The 24,419-nt window shown below is 44.2% G+C and carries 19 protein-coding genes and 1 pseudogene; 9 read left to right on the top strand and 11 right to left on the bottom strand.

Annotated features, from left to right (window positions below; genetic code table 11):
• Positions 1-154 precede the first annotated feature (154 nt).
• The 5 genes from ACVBDY_RS21855 to ACVBDY_RS21835 form a co-directional block, all read right to left on the bottom strand.
• Positions 155-859 (bottom strand): SDR family oxidoreductase, encoded by a 705-nt coding sequence (locus ACVBDY_RS21855; RefSeq protein WP_447177599.1) that lies wholly within the window; start codon positions 857-859, stop codon positions 155-157.
• 110 nt (positions 860-969) lie between these two features.
• Entirely contained in the window at positions 970-1,593 is a 624-nt protein-coding gene (locus ACVBDY_RS21850) for a DUF937 domain-containing protein (RefSeq protein ID WP_447177598.1), read from the bottom strand.
• A 96-nt stretch (positions 1,594-1,689) separates the two neighbouring features.
• A complete protein-coding gene (locus ACVBDY_RS21845; RefSeq protein WP_447177597.1) occupies positions 1,690-2,652 on the bottom strand; it encodes a D-2-hydroxyacid dehydrogenase in 963 nt (320 codons plus the stop codon).
• Positions 2,653-2,716: 64 nt separating this feature from the next.
• Positions 2,717-3,784, bottom strand: coding sequence for a 3-phosphoserine/phosphohydroxythreonine transaminase (serC, locus tag ACVBDY_RS21840; protein ID WP_447177630.1), 1,068 nt, complete (start codon positions 3,782-3,784; stop codon positions 2,717-2,719).
• Positions 3,785-3,873: 89 nt separating this feature from the next.
• Positions 3,874-4,935 carry an acyl-CoA reductase gene (locus ACVBDY_RS21835; protein ID WP_447177629.1) on the bottom strand — a complete coding sequence of 354 codons (1,062 nt, stop codon included), beginning with the start codon at positions 4,933-4,935 and terminating at the stop codon, positions 3,874-3,876.
• Positions 4,936-5,111: 176 nt separating this feature from the next.
• On the opposite strand from ACVBDY_RS21835, the gene ACVBDY_RS21830 reads away from it, so the two are divergent.
• Positions 5,112-5,462 (top strand): 4Fe-4S dicluster domain-containing protein, encoded by a 351-nt coding sequence (locus ACVBDY_RS21830; protein ID WP_447177596.1) that lies wholly within the window; start codon positions 5,112-5,114, stop codon positions 5,460-5,462.
• Between the two features lie 45 nt (positions 5,463-5,507).
• On the opposite strand, the pseudogene ACVBDY_RS21825 reads toward ACVBDY_RS21830, so the two are convergent.
• Positions 5,508-5,651: pseudogene (locus tag ACVBDY_RS21825) on the bottom strand (Fic family protein); the annotation flags it as partial.
• A gap of 104 nt (positions 5,652-5,755) precedes the next feature.
• Between ACVBDY_RS21825 and ACVBDY_RS21820 the strand changes: the two are divergent.
• The gene (locus tag ACVBDY_RS21820) at positions 5,756-6,133 is read left to right on the top strand and encodes a hypothetical protein (RefSeq protein ID WP_447177595.1); all 378 of its coding nucleotides are present in this window, start codon (positions 5,756-5,758) and stop codon (positions 6,131-6,133) included.
• Between the two features lie 66 nt (positions 6,134-6,199).
• Here the strand turns inward: ACVBDY_RS21820 and ACVBDY_RS21815 are convergent, their stop codons facing one another.
• The 4 genes from ACVBDY_RS21815 to ACVBDY_RS21800 form a co-directional block, all read right to left on the bottom strand.
• On the bottom strand, positions 6,200-9,004 hold the full coding sequence (locus ACVBDY_RS21815; protein WP_447177594.1) for an outer membrane beta-barrel protein: 2,805 nt from the start codon (positions 9,002-9,004) through the stop codon (positions 6,200-6,202).
• A gap of 231 nt (positions 9,005-9,235) precedes the next feature.
• A complete protein-coding gene (ggt, locus tag ACVBDY_RS21810) occupies positions 9,236-10,933 on the bottom strand; it encodes a gamma-glutamyltransferase (RefSeq protein ID WP_447177593.1) in 1,698 nt (565 codons plus the stop codon).
• A 31-nt stretch (positions 10,934-10,964) separates the two neighbouring features.
• Positions 10,965-11,585, bottom strand: a complete 621-nt coding sequence (locus tag ACVBDY_RS21805; protein WP_447177592.1) for an acyl carrier protein phosphodiesterase — start codon at positions 11,583-11,585, stop codon at positions 10,965-10,967.
• Between the two features lie 108 nt (positions 11,586-11,693).
• Positions 11,694-13,868 (bottom strand): endonuclease MutS2, encoded by a 2,175-nt coding sequence (locus tag ACVBDY_RS21800; RefSeq protein ID WP_447177591.1) that lies wholly within the window; start codon positions 13,866-13,868, stop codon positions 11,694-11,696.
• A gap of 275 nt (positions 13,869-14,143) precedes the next feature.
• Between ACVBDY_RS21800 and pyrR the strand changes: the two genes are divergently transcribed.
• From pyrR to ACVBDY_RS21780, 4 genes are all read left to right on the top strand, one after another.
• The gene (pyrR, locus tag ACVBDY_RS21795) at positions 14,144-14,683 is read left to right on the top strand and encodes a bifunctional pyr operon transcriptional regulator/uracil phosphoribosyltransferase PyrR (protein WP_447177590.1); all 540 of its coding nucleotides are present in this window, start codon (positions 14,144-14,146) and stop codon (positions 14,681-14,683) included.
• 108 nt (positions 14,684-14,791) lie between these two features.
• A complete protein-coding gene (locus ACVBDY_RS21790) occupies positions 14,792-15,721 on the top strand; it encodes an aspartate carbamoyltransferase catalytic subunit (RefSeq protein ID WP_447177589.1) in 930 nt (309 codons plus the stop codon).
• A gap of 4 nt (positions 15,722-15,725) precedes the next feature.
• The gene (locus tag ACVBDY_RS21785; protein WP_447177588.1) at positions 15,726-16,061 is read left to right on the top strand and encodes a ribonuclease Z; all 336 of its coding nucleotides are present in this window, start codon (positions 15,726-15,728) and stop codon (positions 16,059-16,061) included.
• Positions 16,062-16,323: 262 nt separating this feature from the next.
• Complete coding sequence (locus tag ACVBDY_RS21780) at positions 16,324-17,229, top strand: ribonuclease Z (protein WP_447177587.1); 906 nt, start codon at positions 16,324-16,326, stop codon at positions 17,227-17,229.
• 70 nt (positions 17,230-17,299) lie between these two features.
• Here the strand turns inward: ACVBDY_RS21780 and ACVBDY_RS21775 are convergent, their stop codons facing one another.
• Complete coding sequence (locus tag ACVBDY_RS21775; protein WP_447177586.1) at positions 17,300-19,009, bottom strand: glycoside hydrolase family 32 protein; 1,710 nt, start codon at positions 19,007-19,009, stop codon at positions 17,300-17,302.
• Between the two features lie 364 nt (positions 19,010-19,373).
• Here ACVBDY_RS21775 and ACVBDY_RS21770 point away from each other — a divergent pair, with 364 nt between their 5' ends.
• From ACVBDY_RS21770 to ACVBDY_RS21760, 3 genes are all read left to right on the top strand, one after another.
• Entirely contained in the window at positions 19,374-19,952 is a 579-nt protein-coding gene (locus tag ACVBDY_RS21770) for an RNA polymerase sigma-70 factor (protein WP_447177585.1), read from the top strand.
• 104 nt (positions 19,953-20,056) lie between these two features.
• Positions 20,057-21,013 carry a FecR family protein gene (locus ACVBDY_RS21765; protein ID WP_447177584.1) on the top strand — a complete coding sequence of 319 codons (957 nt, stop codon included), beginning with the start codon at positions 20,057-20,059 and terminating at the stop codon, positions 21,011-21,013.
• Positions 21,014-21,082: 69 nt separating this feature from the next.
• Positions 21,083-24,412 carry a SusC/RagA family TonB-linked outer membrane protein gene (locus ACVBDY_RS21760; RefSeq protein WP_447177583.1) on the top strand — a complete coding sequence of 1,110 codons (3,330 nt, stop codon included), beginning with the start codon at positions 21,083-21,085 and terminating at the stop codon, positions 24,410-24,412.
• Positions 24,413-24,419 lie beyond the last annotated feature (7 nt).

Here is a 24,419-nt window from a genome sequence, read left to right as displayed (position 1 = left end):
AAATTAGGCGGCAAATGTACGATTTAGATTTTAGATATCAGACACGGAATGTTGGAAAAAAGAGCCGGAAGCTTGAAGCACGAAGCAAGAGGACTAACAAACTCCGAGCTTCCGGCTTCAAGCTTCACGCTTCTTACTTCATGCTTCAAAATATCTAAAGAGATGTCTTACTAGGCCTTACTTCAATTTTACTCGGAAGTGTACGCGTTGGCATTTTAAGCAGGTCGGCAACCATTTGACCGATATCTTCCGGTTGTATCTTCCATACGTCCGAAGCATCGGGGGTATTTCCGTTAAAATATGTGGCTACGGAGCCTGGCATTATAGTGGTTACTTTAACGTCATACGGACGAAGGTCCAGCATAATGGCCTGGGAAAAACCGACGAGTCCGAATTTGCTCGCGTTATAAGCAGCGCCCTTTGCAAAGAAATTGGTCCCGGCAAGGCTGGCGATAGTAATAATGTACCCTTTACTTTTCTTTAATTCCGGGATGGCGGCTTTAACCGTATTAAAAACCCCTGTAAGATTGGTGTCTATGGTACTGTTCCAGTCTTCGACAGATAGTTCGTCTATAGGAGCGAAAACGCCTATTCCGGCATTAGCGATCACTACGTCGAGTTCGCCCCAGGTGTCAGTTACCTGTTTTATGGCGGCCTGTTCTGATTGGTAATCCGTTACATCCGACTCGATGACGAGGTATGAACCTTTGTCCTGTGCAACGTTTTGCATGGCTTTTTCTCCTCGTTTTTTGTCCCGGCAGGTTACCGCCACTTTCATTCCTTCCCTGAGGAGAGCTTCCGCTATTCCGAGTCCGATGCCCTTGGAGCCTCCTGTTATATATGCTGTCTTGTTTTTCATAGCTGATGTATCTGTGTTTGTTATATTCTGAATTAAGGAGTGCTTGTGTATAAAAGAAAAACACCTTACAAAGGTATTGCAAGGTGAGCTTTTTAACTGTTAAGAATACGTTATTTACCGAAAAGGCCGCCCAGCAGTCCGCCTCTTTTTTTATTACCCATGGCCATGCCTGCAATATCGTCGATAACACTACCGTCTCCATCGGAGTCAAGCAGAGAAGTAATCAGACTTTGATTATTGGAAGACTGGCTTCCCATCAGGTTGCCGAGCAGTCCGGACAGTCCGTCCGTAGAACTTACGTTTTGTTGACGTGCCTGCTGTCCGAGATACCCCATGAGTATGGGGGCGGCAATTTTAATGATCTTGCTTACCACGCTTGTGCTGACACCTGATTTTTGACTGATCGCATTTTCTACGGTAGATTGTTTATTACCCAGAACATGATTGAGAATACCAGCGCCGTCCTGTTCATCTTCCTCATTAACGCCGCCGCCGAAGAAGCCACCGAGGTTATCAAGAATACCTCCGGAATGTTTACTTCCGGAAAGGGCTCCCAACAGACCTGATGCACCTTCCGGGGAAGATGCATTTTTCTGCATGGCGCCCATTAACACGGGTAATGCCATGTCCAGAACACTGCTGGTTTCCTGTTGTGAGGTGCCTGCCTCACTGCTCACCCCGTTAATGATCTGTCTGCCCAGATCGCTGTTAAGTAAATCCGCTATACCCGCCATTTTTTATAGTTTTAAGGTTTAATAGAACCCTAATTTACAAAAAAGTCCCCTCACATGGTGTGAGAGGACCCTAATATATTACTTAAAATCCGATAATTATACCGTTTCTGACTTTAAAATGCTTATTATTTGCTGAGCCAGCTCTGTTCCGATCCTGTCCTGCGCCTCATTGGTAGCAGCTCCGATATGCGGAGTAAGAGAAATTTTCGGGTGCATAAGGATCTTAACAGCCGGTGTTGGTTCGTTCTCAAAAACATCCAGTCCGGCAAAGGTTACTTTTCCGCTGTCGAGGGCATTTACAAGTTCTACTTCATCAATAACCCCACCTCTGGAAGCATTGACGATGGCTACGCCGGGTTTCATCATTTCCAGTTCTTTTTTTCCGATAACATATCCCTTCTGAGCCGGAACGTGAAGGGTGATAAAATCGGATTGTTTGTAAACTTCTTCCAACGGCTGTGTTTTGATCTCTACTGTAACAGATTGCCCGTCAAAGAAGTCTACAATAACATCGGCCTTGTCTACAAATGTATCGGCAGCTATAACTTTCATGCCGACACCCAGTGCTATTTTGGCTACTTCAATACCGATTCTTCCGAGACCTACGATCCCCAGGGTTTTGCCACGCAGTTCTATTCCGCCGGCATAAGCTTTTTTCAACTGGCCGAATTTGGCCTCTCCTTCGAGCGGCATATTTCTGTTGGCATCATATAAAAACCGTACACCTCCGTAAAGGTGTGCAAATACCAGTTCTGCTACCGACTGGGAAGAGGAGGCAGGGGTATTGATAACGCTGAGACCTTTGGAACGTGCATATTCTACGTCGATATTATCCATACCTACACCGCCGCGGCCTATAACCTTAATACTACTACAGGCGTCAATAATATCTTTTCTTACCTTGGTTGCAGAACGGACAAGGATAACATCTATCTGATTTTCGTTGATATATGGAATGAGCTGCTCCTGGGCAACTTTGGTGGTGATTACTTCAAAACCTCCTTTTTCCAGGGCTTCAACTCCACTTTTTGAAATTCCGTCATTAGCTAATACTTTCATGTCTCTGTTTTTATATATCCCGGGTAGCGGGATTGAATTATTATGGATTGTGGCAATACGTTTGTTATCCGACTTTTTTCTCCAGTTCCTGCATGGTTTCCACGAGTACTTTGGCACTTTCTACCGAAAGGGCATTGTACATGGAAGCACGATACCCGCCGACACTTCTGTGACCGTTCAGTCCGTTGATGCCCGCTCCTTTCCACAGGGCGTCGAAAGTTTCCTTATGTGTCTCATCTACCAGGTTGAAGGTGGCGTTCATTGAACTTCGGTCTTCTACGGCTGCAAATCCTTTGAACAAGGAGTTGCGGTCAACTTCGTTATATACAAGTGAAGCCTTTTCTTCATTGATCTTTTCAATAGCGGCAACACCTCCGAGGTCCTTAAGCCATTGAAGGGTAAGCATGGATACATATACGGCAAATACCGGGGGAGTGTTGAACATACTGTCTTTATCCAGGTGAACTTTATAGTCCAGCATAGAAGGGATAGACCGTGATACCTTTCCTAACACCTCTTCTTTAACAACTACAAGGGTAGTTCCTGCCGGTCCCATATTTTTCTGTGCCCCTGCATAGATCAGGTCAAATTTGGAGAAATCCAGTTGCCTGGAAAAAATATCCGAACTCATATCGCAAACCAGCGGTACGTCTGTTTCCGGAAAATCTTTTATCTGGGTACCGAAAATGGTGTTGTTGCTGGTGCAGTGGAAATAATCTGCATCTGAAGGAATAGAATATCCTTTGGGAATGTAATTGAAATTAGCATCTTTTGAAGAAGCTACTTCCACAACCTCACCGAGAACTTTAGCTTCTTTTATCGCTTTGCCGCTCCAGGTACCGGTGTTCAGGTAAGCCGCTTTTTTTTCGAGAAGATTATAGGCAACCATCAAAAATTCCAGGCTTGCACCTCCCTGGAGAAATAGAGCTTTATATCCTTTTCCTTCCAGGCCCAGCAGTTCTATAGCCAGGGAGCGGGCGTTCTCCATGACATCTATAAAATCTTTACTCCTGTGGGAGATTTCTATTAATGATAGGTCTAAACCGTTGAAATTAATAATTGCTTCTGAGGCCTTTTTCAATACCTCCTGCGGAAGCACGCAGGGACCTGCGCTGAAATTGTGTTTCTTCATCATGTAGATTTGACAATGTTGTGTTGAATGTTCTATGCAAAAATGCTAAAATTACCAGGAAAAACAGTTATAAAAACGATAAATATTTGTTATATTCTTAACAAGAATTCAACCGTATCCACACCGTCCGCATAATCCCGTAATTCCGGTTTTTGCGTTTTTCCGAAGGCCACTTCACCAGGAGTCAAACCACTGGCTACAATACATTGTATTTTTTCGGAATCTCTTAATAGTTTATCTCTTAAAGTATCCTCAGTTTTATACGTTTCGTAGAAAAGGGTGGCAATGGGAGAGGCATAGCTTTCGTCTTCTTTAAGCATTAAAAATCCGTTATCCCGGAGTTTGAAAAGGCTCATCAGGTAAACCGCTTTGTTGTAGTCGTAATTATTGGCGTACTTATGTATTTCTATAATGTCTTTGAAAGGATATACAGCCTTGAAAAGCCTGTCAAAATCATAATTTTCCGGTACAAATAGTTTGGAAACGTTCCTGCACCCGAGACCGAAATAACGAAAGATATCTTCCCCAAGGCCGGCCAGCTGTTCGTCGGTTTCTTTTCCCGTAAGAACCGCGACGGAATTCCTGCTTTTACGGATGATATTCGGTTTACCTCCGAAATAATATTCGAAGTACCGGGATGTGTTGTCGCTGCCGGTGGCAATAACAGCGTCGAATGTTTCCAGCTTTTCTTCGGTAAATGTTATTTTACCTTGAAAGGAAGGTTCCACGTTTTCCAGGTATTTGGCCAGGTAAGGGAGCAGATGCCGATCGTTGGAAGATTGTTTGACGATAACCGAATGTCCGCAGAGAAGTACACTCATAAAATCGTGAAAACCTACCAGCGGAATATTACCGGCCATGATCACAGCTACTTTTTTGGAAGATGCGGGTTTCGTCTTGTAATCCGAAAGCCATTGCGAAAGATTTTCTTCCGTGAGTGCAAGTGACCATTGGTTCAGGGCAAAGGCCAGGTTTTCCCCGGTAAACCATCTGTTGTGTTCTTCCGCCAGCCTCAATTGGTGCCAGAAACCGTCATAAAACGTATCGTTATGTAAAACGTCCTCTCTTTTGCTGTGTCGGATATCACGGAATTGCCCGATAAATTTCCCTAATTTAACAAAAGCATCTATGTTTTTTTGCAATGGATGCATAGTCATTGAATAAATTTTTTAATAAAAAATATCAAAAACAGGCGTATTCAGGAACTTATAGGAGGTTTTGTATTTCCTTTGAAAAAACAAAGACAATGAAAAGTCTAGTTTTTTTGTATAGAATTCCTTTTAGCCTTATTTTTGCTGGACAAAGTTACACGAAAAAGGAAGAAATTATGGCTATTATCATAACAGATGAGTGTATAAATTGTGGCGCTTGCGAACCGGAGTGCCCGAATACGGCAATTTATGAAGGTGCGGATGACTGGAGGTACAGCGATGGTACATCCCTGTCGGGAGATGTTGTTTTGCCAAACGGAAAGTCTGTAGATGCGGACGAAGCCCAGGAACCCGTTTCCGACGAGATATATTATATTGTTCCGGACAAATGTACGGAGTGTAAAGGATTTCACGAAGAACCTCAATGTGCTGCGGTATGCCCGGTAGATTGCTGTGTTCCGGATGACGATCATGTGGAAACGGAAGAAGAACTCTTAGGAAAGCAGCAGTTTATGCACCCGGAATAACGGGGATCATGCGGAAAGACATATAAAAACGCTGATCTTTACGGGTCAGCGTTTTCTTTTTCTGTTGGTCATGTAATCTTCTATGGCTTCTTTGGTGGTGAGCCAGTTCCTGCCTTCCTTGTAGGCATCTATTTTTCCCTGGCGTGTCAGTAAGCTGATATATTCCTGCCCGTAAGGCAAGCTCTCTTCTTCTACGAGATTGGAAATCTCCTTTATTAAGAAATCGTTACCCCGTATATTTTTCCGGATGTTTTCCCTTATATTTGATATACCGAATCTTAAATTTTTATACCATGAAAAAGTATGCTTTTTACGGGATCTTTTTTTTGATCCTGGTCTTTTCACATGTCGGTTTTTCTTCCGGTTTTCCTAGCACTTATGTCTTTTCTCCGGCTGTTACCGGCGAAACGGTAGAGGTCCGCATAACCTATGTTGACATTCATGGCAACCCTGCAGAAGGGAATGTTATGGTGAGTGGTCTTTATGCTGTTGACCAGGACTCCGGGGAGACTTACTACGCGGACAGGGAGGGGGTTTTTCAAATCCCGGAAGGAACTTATCGCTTTGACGCGGAACGTACCGGGCCGTGGGAGGGCATAGTACCGAAGGTGGAAACCATTGAGGCCGCAGGACCTTATGTTGTTGTGGAACTTACGCATTGGTACGAGTAGATACCGGAAATGAAAAGGCCGTGTTTTTTCAACAACACGGCCTTAATATTTTATAACGGGGACAAATTAAAAACTGCGGAATCTACCACCTCGTCTTCGTCCTCCTCCCGGCCCGCCTTCTTTCCCGCCGAATTTATCCAGTTTACAGCTCAGGGAGAACATAACATACCGCTTCAATACGGTATTTTCCACATCCTGGATATAAGAATCGGTAATGCTTCGCATAGTACCCACATTCTGGTCCAGGAGATCGTATACTTTTACCTTGAAAGTCATTTTATCTTTCATAAAGTTGTACCCGATGCTGCTGTTCCAGAGCCAGAAAGATTTGCGAAAACCATCCGCGATATTAGAATTGTAGGTATATCCGAAATCATTGCCGAAGACAATGTTCTTAGGCCAGTAAGAAGTAGTCACTACCTTGAAAGTATGCCGAAAATTAGAGGTCTTGTCTATGCTGTAATTGGTATATCTGGATTCGTTGTAATTAAAATTATAGTTTGGTTCTACAGTGAGCAACTCTCCGTATTCCCATGTGAACGAACCGGAAGGACTGATAGAAATATTATTTGCTTTAAAATTTTCATTATTGGTAATACCCCGGTTCATGGAAAAGTTGGTATTTAAGCCGAAACGGTATTTAAAGGTGTGTTCTTCTTTCTTCCTGGTGGTATTCCAATTCATACCCAGCATTGCGTTATACGTGCCGTTCAGGTTCTGAAATGTGGTGGTCCTTTTGAAGTTTTCGTCAAAAGTGGTCACGTTTACTATTTTGTTTTCGTCATAACTTACATTCCCGTATGCAAAGAAGCCCGTTCTTTTGGCAAAATCGTAATTGTTGTAGTTAAAGTAGACGGAATGGCTCCTGGTAGGGTCCAGGTTGGGATTTCCAATAGTGGTACTCAAAGGATTGGAGAGATCTTCCACCGGTAATAATTGCGAAGCGGAAGGCAGGTTAACTCTGTAGTTGTAATTGACGAACAGGGATTTTCCCTTGGACATTTCGTAACGTACATTGGCACGTACGGAAGGATAAATATACTGCTCCTTGAGTTTTGTGTGTTCACCGAGATAGATAGAGGAGTTGTTGTAATCCGTAATATTGGTCCCCAGGTTAAGCCGTCCCCGAAACTTGCTTTTTCGCAGGCGTAGTCCTATGGCAGGGTTAATGGTGTTTCTTCGGGATTCTGTGTAGTTAGATAACGGATCGTTCCTGTCGGTATAATCTTCGGTGGATTCTTCAAAATTAAAAGTTTCTCTGTTGGAGGTAGATTTATTGGTATCGTAACCAACTTCCCCGGTAAGGCTCAGGGAATCTGTGATAGGCTCCGTATACCTCAGGTTGAAGGAATAATTATCCGTCCGGTTTTCATTGATTTCCTTTTGGTTACGAATATCGTCCGGATCATCATTCTGGTAAAATACGGTTGATGACCTGTTGATGCCTTCCGAATCGTTGGAAGAATTATTATTGCCAAACCGGAAATTCATATATCGTCCCTTTTTGCCGAAACGTCGTACGAAAAAGAGATCGGACCGGAAACTTTCCCTGTTCGTCGAACTGTTGTTGACCGACTCACTTTCATTGAGCAGGTCCCCGTTTTCATCTACGGAAAATTGGGTTTGCCGTGAACTGAAGTCCGAATCGGTTTTATTTATGGTAGGGGAGAACCCTATGGTTGTCAGGGAATCCAGTTCGTATTCCAGGTTGGTATTAAAGCTATGGTCTCTGGAGTCATTGACGGTTGTATTCTCCGAGTTGGAGGTGAATTCTCCTTCCGGGGTCAGGTTTATTTGTTCCGTTCGGTTATCGTTTTCCCTGTTGGTCTGGGTGTAGAAATAACTTGCATCCGTTTCCAGTTTGTCCTTAAAAAAGTCATCGGCGAAAGTCAGTCCGCCTAAATGCGATGTGGTTATTCCGGAGCCTGTGGAACCAAAGGATACCCCGTTGATATTTACACCGCCCTGCCCATTGCCCCATACATTTCTTCCGCCTCCCATGGCGTCGAATATTTCATCCATGGAAAAGCCGACACTGTTAATGTTATTGCTACCAGCCAGGACACTTATTCTCTGTCCTTCATTAAAATAATTTAAAAACAGGTTTGTTTCATAGCGGTCGTCCGTGCCGTAACCTCCCGTTGCCCGCCCGAAATATCCTTTGTTCTTACCCTGTTTTATGGTGAGGTTGATGGTCTTGTCATCGGAACTGGCATCCTCACCGGAGAGTTCTTCTTCTTTGGTCTTGGTATCCGAAACCTGGATTTTCTCTATGATATCCGAAGGTAGATTTTTAGTAGCTATCTGGCCGTCGTTTCCAAAAAAAGGCTTTCCGTCCACCAGCACTTTACTTACTTCTTTACCATTGACTGAAATCTTCCCGTCCGTTCCAACCTCGACCCCGGGAAGTTGCTTCAGTAAGGTTTCCACATTGGAATCGGGGCGTACTTTAAAGGAGTTGGCATTAAACTCAAGGGTATCTTTCTTTACCTGTATGGGAGGAGCTTCTCCCTGTACCACAACTTCGGCAAGTTCATCGGCACTCTCCCGGAGCTCAATAGTACCGAGATCGAGAGGATCATTGAGAGCTTCTATCGATCGGGAGTAAAGCTGATACCCGATAAAAGAAACTTTGATGTAAGCGGGTTCGTCTGTTTTCCGGACTTCCAGTGAAAAGGACCCGGAGCGGTTACTTATGGTATAGTCCAGTACAGTGGAATCTTTTTGGGAAGACAGGTAAACAGTTGCAGATTCCAGGGGTGACTGATCCAGGGCGTCGATAACCCTTCCTTTGATTTCTACGGTGTTCTGGGAAAATAAAAACGTGGTCCATAGCAGTACCATGGAGGTGAGTAAGGATCGGTAATACATTCTACGGCGTCTGTTGGTTATAATGAAAGCTATATTACTGGTATTATTAGATTTTTCCTATTGTGTTATAATATTTTAATACTATTTAACAGAAGTTTAATGACTCTGTATCCGGACCTTTAGACCGGTATAAAAAGTATTGGTTTAAAACAGGAAAAGGTTTTAACATTATTTTAAATAGGGAGATATACCTTTCCCTGTTCAAAGGAAAAAACAGGGAGACCGTGGCTGTTAATAGCCGGCAGCGGCATCATCCCCTCTTTTATCGGCGCCACCTTCCAGTTTTCCGTTCGGAAGGACCAGAATGGCATCCACTTTACCAAGTATGGGGGTACGGTCTTCGTTAATGAAGTATTCTTTTTGTTTCAGGCTATCCAGTATTTCGGGAGAGAATGCTCCGGGCTCAAAAGTAATGGTATCCGGTAGCCACTGGTGGTGAAACCTGGGGGCGTTTACCGCTTCCTGCATTCCCATATCGTATTCGTATACATTGAGAATGGTTTGCAGGACCGATGTTATAATCGTGGAACCTCCGGGGGTGCCTACCACCATCCAGAGCTTACCACCTTTTTCTACAATAGTCGGGGTCATGGAACTGAGCATACGCTTTTCCGGAGCTATGCTGTTGGCCTCGGCACCGGTGAGCCCGAACATGTTTGGCACGCCGGGTTTGGCACTGAAATCGTCCATTTCATTATTGAGAAAGAATCCCAGCTCATCGCTGTATAGTTTTGAACCGTAGGCACCATTCAATGTTGTGGTTACCGAAACGGCATTGCCATAAGCATCTACGATAGAATAATGCGTGGTTTCATTACTTTCTGTAATCTGTATTTTACCGTGAGACACATCCGAAGATCTTGTGGCCCGGTCAAAGGAAAAATCCTGCATCCGTTTACGCAGGTAGCGTTCGTTTAACAGCGTGCTTTGGGGGATATCCGTAAAATCGGGATCGCCGAGGAAATAATTTCTGTCGGCATAAGCTCTTCGTTCCGCCTCGGTAATTACCTGAATACTTTTTATAGAATTATGTCCGTATTCCGCCAGGGGGTAAGGGGCTATCATCTGCATGATCTGTGCCAGGGTTATCCCCCCGCTGCTTGGGGGAGACATGGAAATCACCTTGAGGTCTTTGTAGTTGAAAATTACCGGTATTCGCCATTTGGCATTATACCTGGCCAGATCTTCTTCGGTTACAATACCTCCTTTATCCTGGATAAAAGCAGCCAGTTTTCGGGCGGTTTCACCGCGATAGAAACCATCTTTGCCGTCTTTTTGAATGCGTTTCAGCGTCCGGGCCAGGGCCGGGTATTTTACGATATCACCTTTCCGGAACGGGGTTGCGAATAAAGTACTATCCCCGTTTACTTCAATGAAAAGATTACGGTTACTTTCCAGACTTTTTTCCTGCTTTTCCGTAACCACAACTCCTTTTTCCGCGAGGGCTATGACCGGTTCCAGGACTTCATGGAATGGCAGTATTCCCAGTTTTCTGTGCGCTTCAAAAACGCCGGCTACCGTTCCCGGGACACCTACGGCCATGGCCCCCAGAGTACTTTTTCCCGGGATCACATTGCCCAGGCTGTCCAGGTACATGTCCTTATGGGCGGCAAGAGGAGCTTTTTCCCGGTAATCCAGGGCACCGATCTCTCCGTCTGCTTTGCGATATACCATAAAACCACCGCCCCCCAGGTTACCGGCAAAAGGATAGGCTACGGCAAGTGCCAGTTCTGTAGCGGCCATGGCATCAAAGGCGTTTCCCCCTTTTTTCAGGATATCAATGCCAATGGCAGAAGCCTCTTCCCGGGCGGATACGACCATTGCTTTATCCGTGATAAGTCCGGAAGAAGAATGCCTGGTCTTACAACTGCTTATAAAAAAGAAAATACTCAGAAGGTAAAGGTAGGTTCTGGGGTGTTTTTTTATCATTTGAATTCAGTTTTTGGTTCCACGGATTTTCTTATGCTTCGCTTCCTTTTCCCGTATCCGTTTTTTTATCCGCTTCACGGATTTTTGCCTTTGTAAATATAATCAACTCTTCGAAAAAGGCGGTAAACTCTTTTTCAAAGGATGTGTAGTGTTCCCGCAGGTCGTTGATCGCGAGATGCATATCAGATTTATATGCCGTTCTCCGGTTCATTTGTGTGAGTATTATTTCCAGACCTTCGAGGGAAGCATAACTTACCAGCCAGTTATCTTTTACCATATATGGCATCATTCCCAGGGTTCTTTCCGGCAACAAGGTTTGATGTTTCTGTAACATTTGATAAAAATTTCCCGCATAAGTCTCCAGGGGAATATCGGAATAGCGTTTCCAGTTGGCCGCCAGGAAATGATCGTAGTACATATCTACGATAACCCCGCTGTAGTGACTGTAATTGGCATGAAGTCTTTTGGTACTTTGCCTTACTATGGGATGGTGATCGGTATAGTAATCGATCTCCCGGTGAAGCAAAATTCCCTGCTGTATTCGTTCCGGGAACGCCAGGTATTTCTTTCCTTTAATACCGTCGGCAATGAAATTCCCGATCTGGATATACTCGTCTTCACCGGACAGGTAAATATGTGCTAAAAAATTCATTTTCCGAATATACGAAAAAAGCTTTCCTGATCAGGATGGAAATTCTTTTTTTGGATGCAGTACTAAAGCTTACGGAATAAGGTTCCGTATTGCCATTTGTTTATCCTCCTATTTTTTCATGGCCTGTACCAGTTCCAGTTGGTCGAGGCTTACATTGGTGGTGAAAAGACCATAGTTCACCACTGCCTTGTTCTTTTCTATGGTTTCGATGTTTCCTACCGCTTTACCGTCGAGCAAACGCACCCTGTCACCGATTTTCAATACCGGTTTCGGTTTGTTGTTTTCCTGCCGGATAGCCTCTTTTTTCGCTTCTTTTTTCTTCTCGCGAATGACCTCCACTTTTTTCTCCATTTCCCTGGCGACCTGTTCTTTTTCTATTTTTTCTTTTTTCTTTTCTTTGGGGGCCTTGGGTTTTCTCTTGCTGTTCTCGGTTTCCACGACCCTCAGGAATTCGGAGATCAGGGGGCGTTTCTTTTTATCTGTAAAGTATTTTTCCGCGATGTCGTTGATTTTATTCCCCAGGTATATCATACGCTGGTTATGATCAAACAGTTGCTGGTAGCTTTCCAGTTTGGACTGTATCCTTTCGTTCAGGGATTCCAGGCGTGTGGCTTCTTCACGGGCCTTTACTTCTTCATCCTTCAACTGCTGGGAAGTTTTTTCCATACGGTTGCGCTCCTTTTGCAGTTTGGCAATAGTAGCGTCAAACCGGACTTTTCCACGTTCTATCTTCTTTTTGGCGCGGTTTATCAGGCTGTACGGAATACCGTTTTTCTGGGCTACTTCAAAAGTAAAAGAACTTCCGGCTTCCCCGACAATAAGCCGGAATACGGGTTCCAGGCTCTTGCTGTCAAAAAGCATGTTGGCGTTGGAAGCGTAGGGCAGTTCGTTGGCCAGCATTTTCAGGTTGGCGTAATGTGTGGTAATAATACCAAAAGCTTCCCGATGGTAAAACTCTTCCAGGAAAGTTTCGGCCAGTGCCCCGCCGAGTTCCGGATCACTACCGGTTCCGAACTCATCGATCAGGAACAAGGTTTGCGAGTTACATTTCCGCAGGAAAAAGTTCATGTTCTTCAGTCGGTAACTATAGGTACTTAAATGGTTTTCGATAGATTGATTATCTCCTATATCCGTCAGTATCCTGTCGAAAAGGCACATTTGGCTCCTGGGGTGTATAGGGACGAGCATGCCGCTTTGCAGCATAAGCTGTAACAGCCCCACGGTTTTCAGGGTAATACTCTTTCCTCCGGCGTTGGGCCCGGAAATAACAATGATCCTGTTATCCTCTTGCAGGGAAATAGTCTGTGCGTAGGTCTTTTCTCCTTTTTTCTTGTTTGTCAGATAGAGAAGCGGATGAAAGGCATCGATCAGGTTCATGGTCTTTTCCCCGGTAATTTCCGGGAGAATACCATTCATTTCCCTGGCGTATTTCGCCTTCGCCGCAATAACATCCATCGCAGCGAGAAAGTCCTGGTAGTCCTGTAGCAGCGGGGCATAAGGACGAAGGAAATCCGTGAGAGCCTTGAGTATCCTTTTTATTTCTTCCGATTCCTCGTATTCCAGGTTACTCAGCTCGCGGGAATACCGGAGGGTCGCATCCGGCTCAATATAGACAATACTGCCTGTCTTGGAATTTCCCATAATAGCGCCTTTCACCCGTTTTCGGTACATGGCCTTTACGGCAAGTACCCTGCGGTTTTCCACCACGGATTCACGGATGTCATCGAGGTACCCGGCGGAATTACACGATTGCAGGGCACTTAAAAAACTCTGATTTATTTTTCCCCTGGTCTCGTTTATGGATTTTCGTATTACGGATAATGTTTCCGAGGCGTCGTCCTTAATTTCCCCGAAGCGGTCAATAATATTGTTTATCTCCTGTACGATAGCCGTGGTGTATTCTACCTCGTTTGCCATTTCGTGAAGAATGGGATAGTATTCCTTAAACTTCCGGAAAAAGAGGAGATGAACGTTTACCGTACCGGATATTCCCGCTATTTTCTTAAAACCTCCGAGTTCTATAAGTGTGTTTTCAATTCCCAGTAATTTGATTTCCTGGAAAATATTGTCAAAATAATGCCCCGGAATACTGTTGTTATTATCAAAAGAAGCGACGTATTCCGAAGTTTGCTTCAGGGCGGCAAAGAGTTTTTCTTTTTGGGTATACGGTAATATGCGCAGGGCCTTTTCTTTACCGAACTCGGTTGAGCACAATTCCTCTATTTGGGAGAGTATGGTAGAAAATTCCAGGTCTTGCAGGGTTTTATGATGGATCTGATGCATAAGCGTTTTTAAAGTTGTACTAAAAAATCAGGTTACAAAGATAAGCAGTATGCGTGAAGTATACACCGGGAAGGGAAGAAGGAAGTTGCAGGTTACACGTTGCAGGCTGCAAGTATGGGTAATGCAACGTGTAACCTGCAACTTGTAATGGTTTTAATCACCTCATTACAATAAAGTTCCGTTTTGGTTTTTCCGCAGTATAATAAATAAATAGACCGCTCGGAGATAAGTTCGGCAGAAATACGTATTTTTACGGGCGAAATACGTTGGAAAACATGAGTCAAAGAGTTCTGCTTTCTTCCAAAGAAATCCACATTATTCTGCATCGGTTGGCCTGCCAGCTAATTGAAAATCACCTCGATTTTAAAAATACGGTATTGATAGGTATACAACCCCGGGGAAAGTTTCTCGCGGACAGGCTTATTCAGATCCTTCAGGACGAATATCACGTTAAAGACATACAATTAGGTTTCCTGGACATTACGTTCTACCGGGATGATTTTCGCCGGGGAGATAAGCCCCTGGAAGCCAATAAGACACAGATAGATTTTCTCGTGGAGGATAAGAAAGTGGTGTTTATAGATGATGTACTGTATACGGGAAGAAGTATCAGGGCTGCCCTGACGGCTATACAGTCCTTCGGAAGGCCCGCGGAAATAGAATTATTGACCCTTATAGACAGAAGGTTCAGCAGGCACCTGCCCATACAACCCGATTACAGGGGAAGACAGGTAGATGCCATAAACAAAGAAAAAGTAAAGGTAATGTGGAAAGAGAATGAGGGGGAAGATGTCATTTACCTGGTAGGCAGCTGATAAAAACGTACATCGCTTTTGTTTACCATTCAGCATAAAAACCTGATATGAATACCCGGTTTTCAGTACGAAAACCAAAACCGTAAACTACAAATACAACTTTTGAATATGAGCCAGCTAAGTGTAAATCACTTATTAGGAATAAAGTATCTCAACGAAGCGGACATTCAACTCATTTTTGAAACTGCGGATCATTTTAAAGAAGTAATCAACAGGCCCATAAAAAAGGTACCCTCACTTCGTGATATAACCATAGCCAACCTTTTTTTTGAAAACAGTACGCGTACACGATTGTCTTTTGAACTGGCAGAGAAACGGCTTTCTGCCGATGTCATCAATTTTTCAGCGGCACAATCGTCCGTTAAAAAAGGGGAGACCCTGATCGATACGGTGAACAATATCCTTTCCATGAAAGTAGATATGGTGGTCATGCGGCACCCTAATCCGGGGGCAGGGGTTTTCCTGTCCAGGCACATCACGGCGAGTATTGTGAATGCCGGAGACGGCGCCCATGAACATCCCACACAGGCACTGCTGGATTCTTACTCTATAAGAGAAAGGCTGGGTGATGTAGCCGGGAAGAATGTGGTTATTGTAGGAGATGTACTTCACTCCAGGGTGGCATTGTCCAATATATTTGCGCTGAAGCTCCAGGGAGCGAATGTCAAGGTATGCGGTCCCAAGACACTTATCCCGAAATATATAGATTCATTGGGAGTAGAAGTGGAAACCAACCTGAGGAAAGCCCTGGAATGGTGTGACGTAGCCAATATGTTAAGGGTACAGAACGAAAGGATGGATATCAGCTATTTCCCTTCCACACGTGAATACACACAACAATTCGGGGTTAATAAGGCTATGCTGAATTCCCTCGATAAAGAAATAGTGATCATGCACCCCGGCCCGATAAACAGGGGAGTGGAAATTACCAGCGATGTTGCCGACTCCAAACAAGCCATCATACTCAACCAGGTGGAGAACGGAGTGGCCATACGTATGGCAGTTATATATTTGTTAGCATCAAAAATTAAAAACTGAAGCCATGCTTTTTGATAAACAGGAAGACAATATTACGATAGTAACCCACGAAAAGGGTTCGGTTCGTGCTTTTTGCGGCAAACTCGGGGAAGCGTATAACAAGATCAAGGGAGACAATGTTATTGTAAACCTGTTTTCCCTGGATGCAGTTACCACGGAAGACCTGTTGGAATTTCTCGAAATATCCAATAAACACCGGGGCGGAAAAAAATCTTTTGTACTGGTGACCAATAAGGTTAATTTTAACGAAGTACCGGACGAACTTGTGGTGGTACCAACACTAAAAGAAGCCCGCGATATTATAGAAATGGAAGAGATAGAACGCGATCTTGATTTTTAGAGTTTTCATTAACTTCACCGTAATATATATAACTTTAGTACATGACAAAAAATGTTTTAACCGGGTTTCTCGGAAAATCAGTTTTACCCCTCCCGATAATTATCGGGATTATTGGGACAGTTGAAATGGGTGGGGTAACAATCCCGAAAGCTTTCGGGTGAAGAGTTGCTGAAATTCAATTTCTGTCATACACTAAAACATACACCATATAACTAATTTATTCGTATTATGAATACCGTAAATCTGTAATAATCATTCTCTTATGAAGCTTACCATTCTGGGATGTTATTCTGCCACACCGAGGGCTTTTACGAACCCTACTTCGCAGGTACTTGAAATTAAAAATCACTTATTTCTGATAGATTGCGGAGAAGGAACACAGGTACAACTCAGAAAGCATAAGATAAAATTTGCAAGGATAAAACAGGTATTCATCTCTCATTTACACGGAGATCATTTTTTCGGTCTTCCGGGGCTGATTTCTACTTTTGTCCTCCTGGGAAGAGAGGCCCCTTTACATATTTATGGCCCCAAGGGTATTAAAGAAGGGATTACCTTATTATTGAAACTCGGCAAATCCCGGACTAATTTTCCCCTGGTCTTTCACGAACTTTCTTCCGCTTCTTCCCAACTTATCTACGAAGATGACAAAGTAGAAGTACATACGATCCCCCTGGATCACCGGGTATACACGAACGGTTATCTTTTTAGGGAGAAAACCGGGGAAAGAAAACTGAAAATAGAAGAGGTGCTTAAATACGGTATCGACAGGTGTTATTACCAGAATATCAAGAACGGCAGGGATGTACAACTCGATAACGGGGAATGGGTACCCAACGAAAAACTCACTGCCGATCCGCCCAAGCCTAAAAGTTATGCCTTTTGTAGTGATACGGTCTATAAACCGGACATCATTCCGCAGATTGAAAAAGTGGACATGTTATATCACGAATCTACTTTTTTGGAGGAACATAAGGACCTTGCCGCAAAGACCAAGCATTCCACGGCAAAGCAAGCAGCCGAAATAGCCCTTCAGGCAGAAGCAGAAACTCTTTTACTCGGACATTATTCCATACGGTATGGGGACCTGGAAGCTTTTCGCCAGGAAGCACGGACCGTTTTTCCGCGGGTAGAACTCGCCGACGACGGTAAAGTGTTTGAGTTTTAAAAATCATCTGCTTGTTGATTGCAGGTTGTAAACTCAGCATTAAAAACTTCTAACCTGAAACCACATTCATTTACCATATCCCATCCAGTTCATAAATATCAACAGACCGGAATAGGGTGTGGGTTTCTGTGCTCCGCAACTCTATAACTTCTTTTTCGATATCCATATGAACAGGAACAGGCATATAAAAGGTCCCGTCATTCCCGAAGATTTCCAACCCGGTTCTGTCTGCAAATAGCGTAAGCTCCAGGTGATCGTCAAATAACGGCAAACGGGCTTTTACATCGCCTGCGGTCAACTCTTCTTTATTGATATTGTATGTTATAGCCATTCCCCGGACGAGAACGGATATTTCCCCGGTTTTGCCCGGTTGTATATCCAGACGCATCTCCAAAGGACCATTCCCTTTAAAATTTAACGGGACGGTTTTGTCTTGAGGGATTGTCAGATGTTCAAAATGATGTGTCTCTATGCGTAATTTTTTCAGTTCTTCCACCGGCGTTCGGGATATACGGAGTCCTTCAGGTGTTTTCACCAGTTCCAGTTCCATGGGGATACTCATCGATTGGTTAAAATGGTTACTTCCTTTATCGGTATCCGTTTGCCACCAGCCTATTTCAATTTTCCGTCCCTGGGGGTCATTGGTAAATGTCTGTGCGGCATAATATCCTTTTCCATGCATGCTTTTAAGTCGTGATGTTTCAGGGTGAAATGCTTTCCCGTCGAAATTACCGATAGCATATTCACCGTTAGCGGCAGATAATATCCATTTTTTTTCGCCGGGCTGATCCCGCACTGGCAAGGCATACAAATCGGGGCATTCAAACAGGTATCGATCCTCGCCGATACCACCTTTCATAATACTGGTGAGTTGCCAGTTTTTTAGATCGGGGGAGGAATAGAAATGAACGGTATGTTGTTTTCCGGGTTTTTCCACGTACAGGACCATGACCCATTTCCCGGAAGGCTCATGCCGGATAATTTTCGGGTCCCGGTTCCCATCGGTTATTTTTTCCAGAATGGGATGTTCCAGTTTGGTGAAGCTTCTGCCATCCTGGCTGTAGGCCAGTCCCTGGGTCCAGCTACTATCGTAGGTGTAGCTAACCACTATAGGCGGATTTTCGGCAGTCCCCAGTCCGCTGCTGTTTTGTTTGTCCACAACACCGCTACCGCTAAAGATAGTTCCGTATTTATCAGGATACAGGGCTTCACCCAATTCTTCCCAGTGTACCAGGTCTTTACTTACTGCGTGCCCCCAGTGCATATTACCCCATAATACCCCATACGGATTGTGCTGAAAGAATAGATGGTATTCGCCTTGGAAGTAAACCAGCCCGTTAGGATCATTATTCCATCCTCTTTTCGGGGAAAAATGAATCTGTCCCCGGTATTTTTCACTGTAGCGTGTATCCTTATCTGCCTCTTCATTTCGCTGTTGTATGAGAGTAAATATTCCGGAATTTTCATCCAGTTCATTTACGCGGAGTTCCAGTTCTTCATGCTGCCATTTTCCTATATCCAGGTAGGCATACCAGTCCGGGTTTTCATCGGCGAGTTCGATCTCAAATTCACGGACGACCTCACCATTATGCGAAACGGTCATTTTTTTCTTCTGTGCACCGTTCTTTACCGGTAATAACAACCATTTTTTTTCTGCCTTTATGGTATGACCGGTACTGTCACTACTATGCGAAGAGAAGACTTTACCGGGAGAAATGGTTAAGATAAAAAGTAATAGCGGCAGAATAAAGAGTTGATGGCTAGTTTTGGCAGGTTTCATTATATAAGATTTAGATGAATAATTCTATAAAAACATTGAAGTTAGCACAATAAAAGAAAATAGAATGTTTTTTATTTTCTTTTATGCGGTAACAAGAGCGGAGAGACATAATGATTACAGGGAACTCATTTAAACTTTCCTTAATTGGCTACAAAATGCCCTTTTTGCCCCACAGATTGTCTTTTTCCCGCAACGTAGCGCTGCTATGTTGCTCAAAAAAGCCTGCCTGTAGAACAAAAATTGCTATTTTTCGCTTCAATCAAAAAAGTTTAAACGAGTTCAGGGTTAATATTTTCTTAATTTCAGAATTTACCCGCCCTTAATATCCTTTCATAGCATTTTTGATATATTTGCGAGAGTGCATATGGAATCGGAAATCCTTAAAATCAAATCACTAGCCGTTCAGATACAGGCGGGAAATACCCGGGCGTTTAATCAGCTTTACACTGTGCTTTGGGAACCGCTCTATGTCCATGCCCGGGCATTGGTCATGGATGAGGATAAGGCCAAAGACATTCTTCAGGAAATATGGGTGGATTACTGGCAAAGGCGAAATAAAATAGATCCTGCCAATATAAGAGCTTACCTGTTTCGGGCAGTAAAATACAAAACCTATAACTATTTGCGCGATCATAAATTTAACCACGTGCAACTGGAAGCCATCCACACACTGGCCGACGTTGTCCCGGAACAGGATACCGAAGATCATGCCTATCTTTTCGCATCGCTTATAGAGCCTTCTCTGGAACGGCTGCCCTCCCGGTGTCAATCTATATTTAAGTTAAGCCGTATTGAAGGCTACAGTAATGATGAAATAGCCCGTCTGCTCAATATTTCCAAACGCACGGTAGAAAATCAGATATCCCTGGCCATGAAAAGGTTGCGCACCGATCTTCAGGGACGGGAATGGGCGCTGGTACTTTTCTACCTCTACATGCTTTAATAAAACTTTATCAAATCCTGTCTTTTGTTACCAAATCATTAAGAGTTTTTGTTTTTCCGTGAGTTTATAGCTGTCTATGGTATATATAGATAGAAAACTGTCATATGGAAGAAAAGGCATTTAGAAAATTACTCGGTAAATCTTTAAAAGGAACGCTTACGGATGAAGAAAAAAGGAAACTTCAGGAATTTGAAAAACGCCTGTTATCTGAAAATCAGGATGCCGTATTTAAAAACAAAGCCCATAAGGAAGATATACGTATAGATGTACAGCGAAGAATAGCCCGTAAACTTCGCCATACTACCCGGCGATATCAATGGCTAAAAGTGGCTGCTTCCGTAGCTTTACTGGTGGGGTTATCCGTATTCGGGTATTTCCGGTGGTATACAACATCTGCCGACCGGTTCCGGACAATAGCCCTGGAGACCGGAATGCCCCCCGAAAAGGTGATTTTGCCCGATAGTTCCGTAGTGTGGATGAACAGCGGGACCACTCTCCGCTATGACAAGGAATTTTCAAAGCGAAGGAAAATCATTCTGGCAGGAGAAGCATTTTTCGAGGTCAAAAAAGACAGTCTGCACCCGTTTTCCGTTGCTTTCGGCGATAACCGTCTGGAAGTCACCGGAACCCAATTCAATATTAAATACTACAAAGATGAACCATCCGATCATAACGTGGGTATAAAAGAAGGAAGTGTGCACGTACGGACAGCTGAAGAAACAGTTTCCCTGGAACGGGATGACCACCTGAAATTTACCGGACAAGGCAGAATTATAAAGACCACCAGACCTTTTCCGGATAACGGATACTGGAATGACGGAGCGATGTATTTTGACCGGACACCGCTGAACAATGCCTTGCTGGCTATAGCCAGGCGCTATAACCTGGTACTACAGTATAAAGAAATGCCAGTACCGGTACGGGAACAGGACAGTAAGGTCACTGCAAGTTACAAGACAGGTACTGATATACAGGATATACTCAAAGGATTAACCCTCATAACCCCCTATGCCTATGACTTAGATACGGAAAAGCACCTGTTACAGGTAAGACCAAAATAGAAGAGGAGTGTAATCGCTTGCCGGCAATAAATCCACTCCCCTTAAAAGTAATCACTAAAAAACTAATATATGAAGATTTTTGATATCCAAAGGTTTTTAATGTGCCTGACAGCCGTATTCCTGTCACTTCCATTAGCAGCCAGACAAAACATTGATCCCGGGAATTATGAAGTAACCCTGAAAAAAGCAAATTTAGCAGGGATTTTCAACCAGATAGAAGGGCAGACCCCTATTACTTTTGCTTACAATGAAACCATAGATGAAAACACCCGGGTTAATATCCGGGAGGGAAAGCAGAATCTCGAAACCTGCCTGGAACAAATCTCTTCCCAGCTAAACATAACCTTTAATTTCGTCGAAAACACGGCTTATGTTGTTCCCAAAGAAAATAAACCTGTAAAACAGCAATCCATACGGGTAGGCGGAACGGTAAGAGATGATCAGAATTTGCCACTTGCCGGGGCAACCGTAGTGGAAAAAGGGACAAATAATGGTGTTTCTACGGATTTCGACGGTAATTTTTCCATAGATGTTTCCGGCCCCGGGGCAATACTCCAGGTATCTTACATGGGCTTTGCCCCTTATGAAGTGGAAGTTTCGGAAAGCAGTAACCTGGAAATCGTTTTAAGAGAAGACCGGAATGTACTCGATGAAGTCCTGGTGGTAGGTTACGGTACACAGAAAAAGGCAAATCTTACCGGGGCGGTAAGCCAGGTAAGCGGGGAAGACCTTGATAACCGCCCGATAACCAACCTTAATTCCGGTTTGCAGGGGCTCCTGCCGGGGGTTACGATAACAGGCGCTTCCGGGGCTCCCGGTAACAATGCAGGGAACATCCGTATAAGAGGAGTCGGCACCTGGGGCGATGCCAATCCGCTGGTGGTGATAGACGGAGTACCTGGAGGAAATCTGAACATTCTCAATCCCAAAGATATAGAGAGCGTTTCCGTATTAAAAGATGCCGCCTCTTCTTCCATTTACGGGGTTAGAGGTGCAAACGGAGTTATCCTGGTAACAACCAAAAAAGGGAGTATGGGTAAACCGAGCCTGTCCTATGATTTTTATTACGGCTTTCAAAATCCGACGGCTTTGCCCGATCGCCTCGGCTCCCCCGAGTATATGGAGCTTTTAAATGAATCGCAGGTGAATGTGGGGCGAAATCCTACATATACCGAAGATGAAATAAGGATAGCAAGGGAAGGAACAGATCCGGATAACTATGCCAATACCAATTGGATCAAAGAAGTGTATAAAGATTATGCGCCTCAGGAGAATCATAACCTCGCCATTAATGGCGGTAACGAGAACCTGAATTACTACCTGTCGTACGGATACCTGAAAGAAGGCGGATTGATAACAGGGGATAACTACAATTCCGAACGGAATAATACCCGGGTAAAGATCAATACCACACTTTTTGACCACCTGGATGTCACGGCGAATCTCGGTTATGTCGACAGGAATTTTTCCGGTTCTTCACAAGACATGGGACCTTTATACCAGGCACTTACCATCATACCTTTGGTTCCGGTAAGGAACTCTGCTGGAGGATGGGGCTATATCGGAGGGTCGAGCAATCCTGTTGCGGTAGCCAGTGATGCCGGTACCAACGATTTTTCATCAGAAGAGTTCACAGGAAACATACAAGCGGTTCTGAATGTATTCGACGGCTTTAAAGTCACGGCCCGTTACGGACTCGTAAAATATAACTCGCGGAAAAATGTTTTCGAGAGAACCATCAATTATTACAGCCCGGAAACCGGGGACCTGTTGTGGCAGACCGGCTATCCCAACAAAATAACCACCAGCAGTTACAAAGGAATTTACCAGACCTTTATCGGAACGGCCGAATACGAAAAGAATTTTTCGGATACCCATCATGTAAAACTTCTCGTCGGGGCTTCGCAGGAAGAGACCATTAATGACGATCTGGGAGCTTCCCGGACAAACCTGGCTTCATCTTCCACGGGGCATATCAACCTGGGGACAGAAAACCAGTTGAACAGCGGGTCTCACGAAGAAAATGCCCTTCAATCTGTTTTCGGGCGGGCAAATTATGCCTTTAAAGATAAATACCTTGCGGAAATTGATTTCCGGTACGATGGTTCTTCACGTTTTTCAGATAGTGTACGATGGGAGCTTTTTTCCGCGGCATCACTGGGCTGGGTATTTACCAAAGAATCCTTTCTGGAGAACCTGGGACCTTTGAATTACGGTAAAATACGTGCTTCTTACGGTACACAGGGAAACGATCGCATAGCCGACCTGGCCTATCTGGATATCCTTGGGCCCATAACCACTATGCCTATCGGAAACGAACTTTCCATAGGTTATCGCCAGACTATTGTAGGAAACCAGATGCTGACCTGGGAGACCTCCAAAAAAACCGATATAGGATTGGACCTCGGGTTTCTTAAAAACCGGTTACTCCTGAATTTTGACTATTACATCAATAAAACGGATAATATTTTATTAAGACTCCCCATCCCTGATATTTTCGGGGGACCGGATTATCCGTATCAGAATGCAGGTTCCGTGGAAAACAAAGGTTGGGAACTTCAACTGGGGTGGCAGGACCAGGTTAAAGATTTTAGCTATAACCTGAATTTCAATTTCTCCGATGTACGGAATAAAGTAGTGGACCTGGGAGGTACAGAACCCACATTAGGCGACAGGATACGTATGATAGGGGAGCCCCTGGATGCTTTTTACGGCCTTGTAGCCGATCGTATTGCCCAGGAATCGGACTTTACCTATAACGAGGCAGACGGGACCTATATTCCGAATTTTCCCTATATAGACGGAGATCCCGTACAACCCGGGGATCTTATTTATAAAGACCTTAACGGGGACGGGGAAGTAGACCTGGTAAACGACCGGAAGGTTATAGGGAGCCATATTCCCCGCTATACTTTCGGGTTCAGGGGAGCAGCAGCGTTCCGCGGATTCGATTTCAGCTTTTTTCTCCAGGGCGTAGGTAAGGCCGACGGATTGCTTACCGGGCCGGCAAGACATGCTTTTATAACCGAAAGTGCTATGCCACAGGACATACACCTGGACCGCTGGACCCCGGAAAATACAGGTGCGGGTTACCCGAGGCTAACCTATCAACAGTCCTATAACCAGCGACTGTCCACATACTGGCTGGAAGATGCATCTTACATCCGGCTGAAAAATATTCAACTGGGATATACACTTCCCGCTTCCGTTACCGAAAAATTAAGGGCCACCAAACTGAGGATATATTTCTCTGCGGACAACCTGTTCACCATTACCGATTATTTCAAAGGATATGACCCCGAATCGCCGGTTCATGATATCGAAGACCCTGTGACTAACGGACAATTTTATCCGCAACTGAAAACTTTTGTCTTCGGCCTGAATGTAACCTTCAGATAATTTTAAA

The sequence above is a fragment of the Sinomicrobium halophytocola genome (assembly GCF_052983395.1).
Note: the sequence above shows the minus strand (reverse complement) of the source record. Positions and strands in the feature narration are given on the sequence as shown.

Coding starts and splice junctions, on each gene's coding strand:
- ACVBDY_RS21855 (WP_447177599.1), bottom strand. CDS start 859: ATGAAAAACAAGACAGCATATATAACAGGAGGCTCCAAGGGCATCGGA.
- ACVBDY_RS21850 (WP_447177598.1), bottom strand. CDS start 1,593: ATGGCGGGTATAGCGGATTTACTTAACAGCGATCTGGGCAGACAGATC.
- ACVBDY_RS21845 (WP_447177597.1), bottom strand. CDS start 2,652: ATGAAAGTATTAGCTAATGACGGAATTTCAAAAAGTGGAGTTGAAGCC.
- serC (WP_447177630.1), bottom strand. CDS start 3,784: ATGAAGAAACACAATTTCAGCGCAGGTCCCTGCGTGCTTCCGCAGGAG.
- ACVBDY_RS21835 (WP_447177629.1), bottom strand. CDS start 4,935: ATGCATCCATTGCAAAAAAACATAGATGCTTTTGTTAAATTAGGGAAA.
- ACVBDY_RS21830 (WP_447177596.1), top strand. CDS start 5,112: ATGGCTATTATCATAACAGATGAGTGTATAAATTGTGGCGCTTGCGAA.
- ACVBDY_RS21820 (WP_447177595.1), top strand. CDS start 5,756: ATGAAAAAGTATGCTTTTTACGGGATCTTTTTTTTGATCCTGGTCTTT.
- ACVBDY_RS21815 (WP_447177594.1), bottom strand. CDS start 9,004: ATGTATTACCGATCCTTACTCACCTCCATGGTACTGCTATGGACCACG.
- ggt (WP_447177593.1), bottom strand. CDS start 10,933: ATGATAAAAAAACACCCCAGAACCTACCTTTACCTTCTGAGTATTTTC.
- ACVBDY_RS21805 (WP_447177592.1), bottom strand. CDS start 11,585: ATGAATTTTTTAGCACATATTTACCTGTCCGGTGAAGACGAGTATATC.
- ACVBDY_RS21800 (WP_447177591.1), bottom strand. CDS start 13,868: ATGCATCAGATCCATCATAAAACCCTGCAAGACCTGGAATTTTCTACC.
- pyrR (WP_447177590.1), top strand. CDS start 14,144: ATGAGTCAAAGAGTTCTGCTTTCTTCCAAAGAAATCCACATTATTCTG.
- ACVBDY_RS21790 (WP_447177589.1), top strand. CDS start 14,792: ATGAGCCAGCTAAGTGTAAATCACTTATTAGGAATAAAGTATCTCAAC.
- ACVBDY_RS21785 (WP_447177588.1), top strand. CDS start 15,726: ATGCTTTTTGATAAACAGGAAGACAATATTACGATAGTAACCCACGAA.
- ACVBDY_RS21780 (WP_447177587.1), top strand. CDS start 16,324: ATGAAGCTTACCATTCTGGGATGTTATTCTGCCACACCGAGGGCTTTT.
- ACVBDY_RS21775 (WP_447177586.1), bottom strand. CDS start 19,009: ATGAAACCTGCCAAAACTAGCCATCAACTCTTTATTCTGCCGCTATTA.
- ACVBDY_RS21770 (WP_447177585.1), top strand. CDS start 19,374: ATGGAATCGGAAATCCTTAAAATCAAATCACTAGCCGTTCAGATACAG.
- ACVBDY_RS21765 (WP_447177584.1), top strand. CDS start 20,057: ATGGAAGAAAAGGCATTTAGAAAATTACTCGGTAAATCTTTAAAAGGA.
- ACVBDY_RS21760 (WP_447177583.1), top strand. CDS start 21,083: ATGAAGATTTTTGATATCCAAAGGTTTTTAATGTGCCTGACAGCCGTA.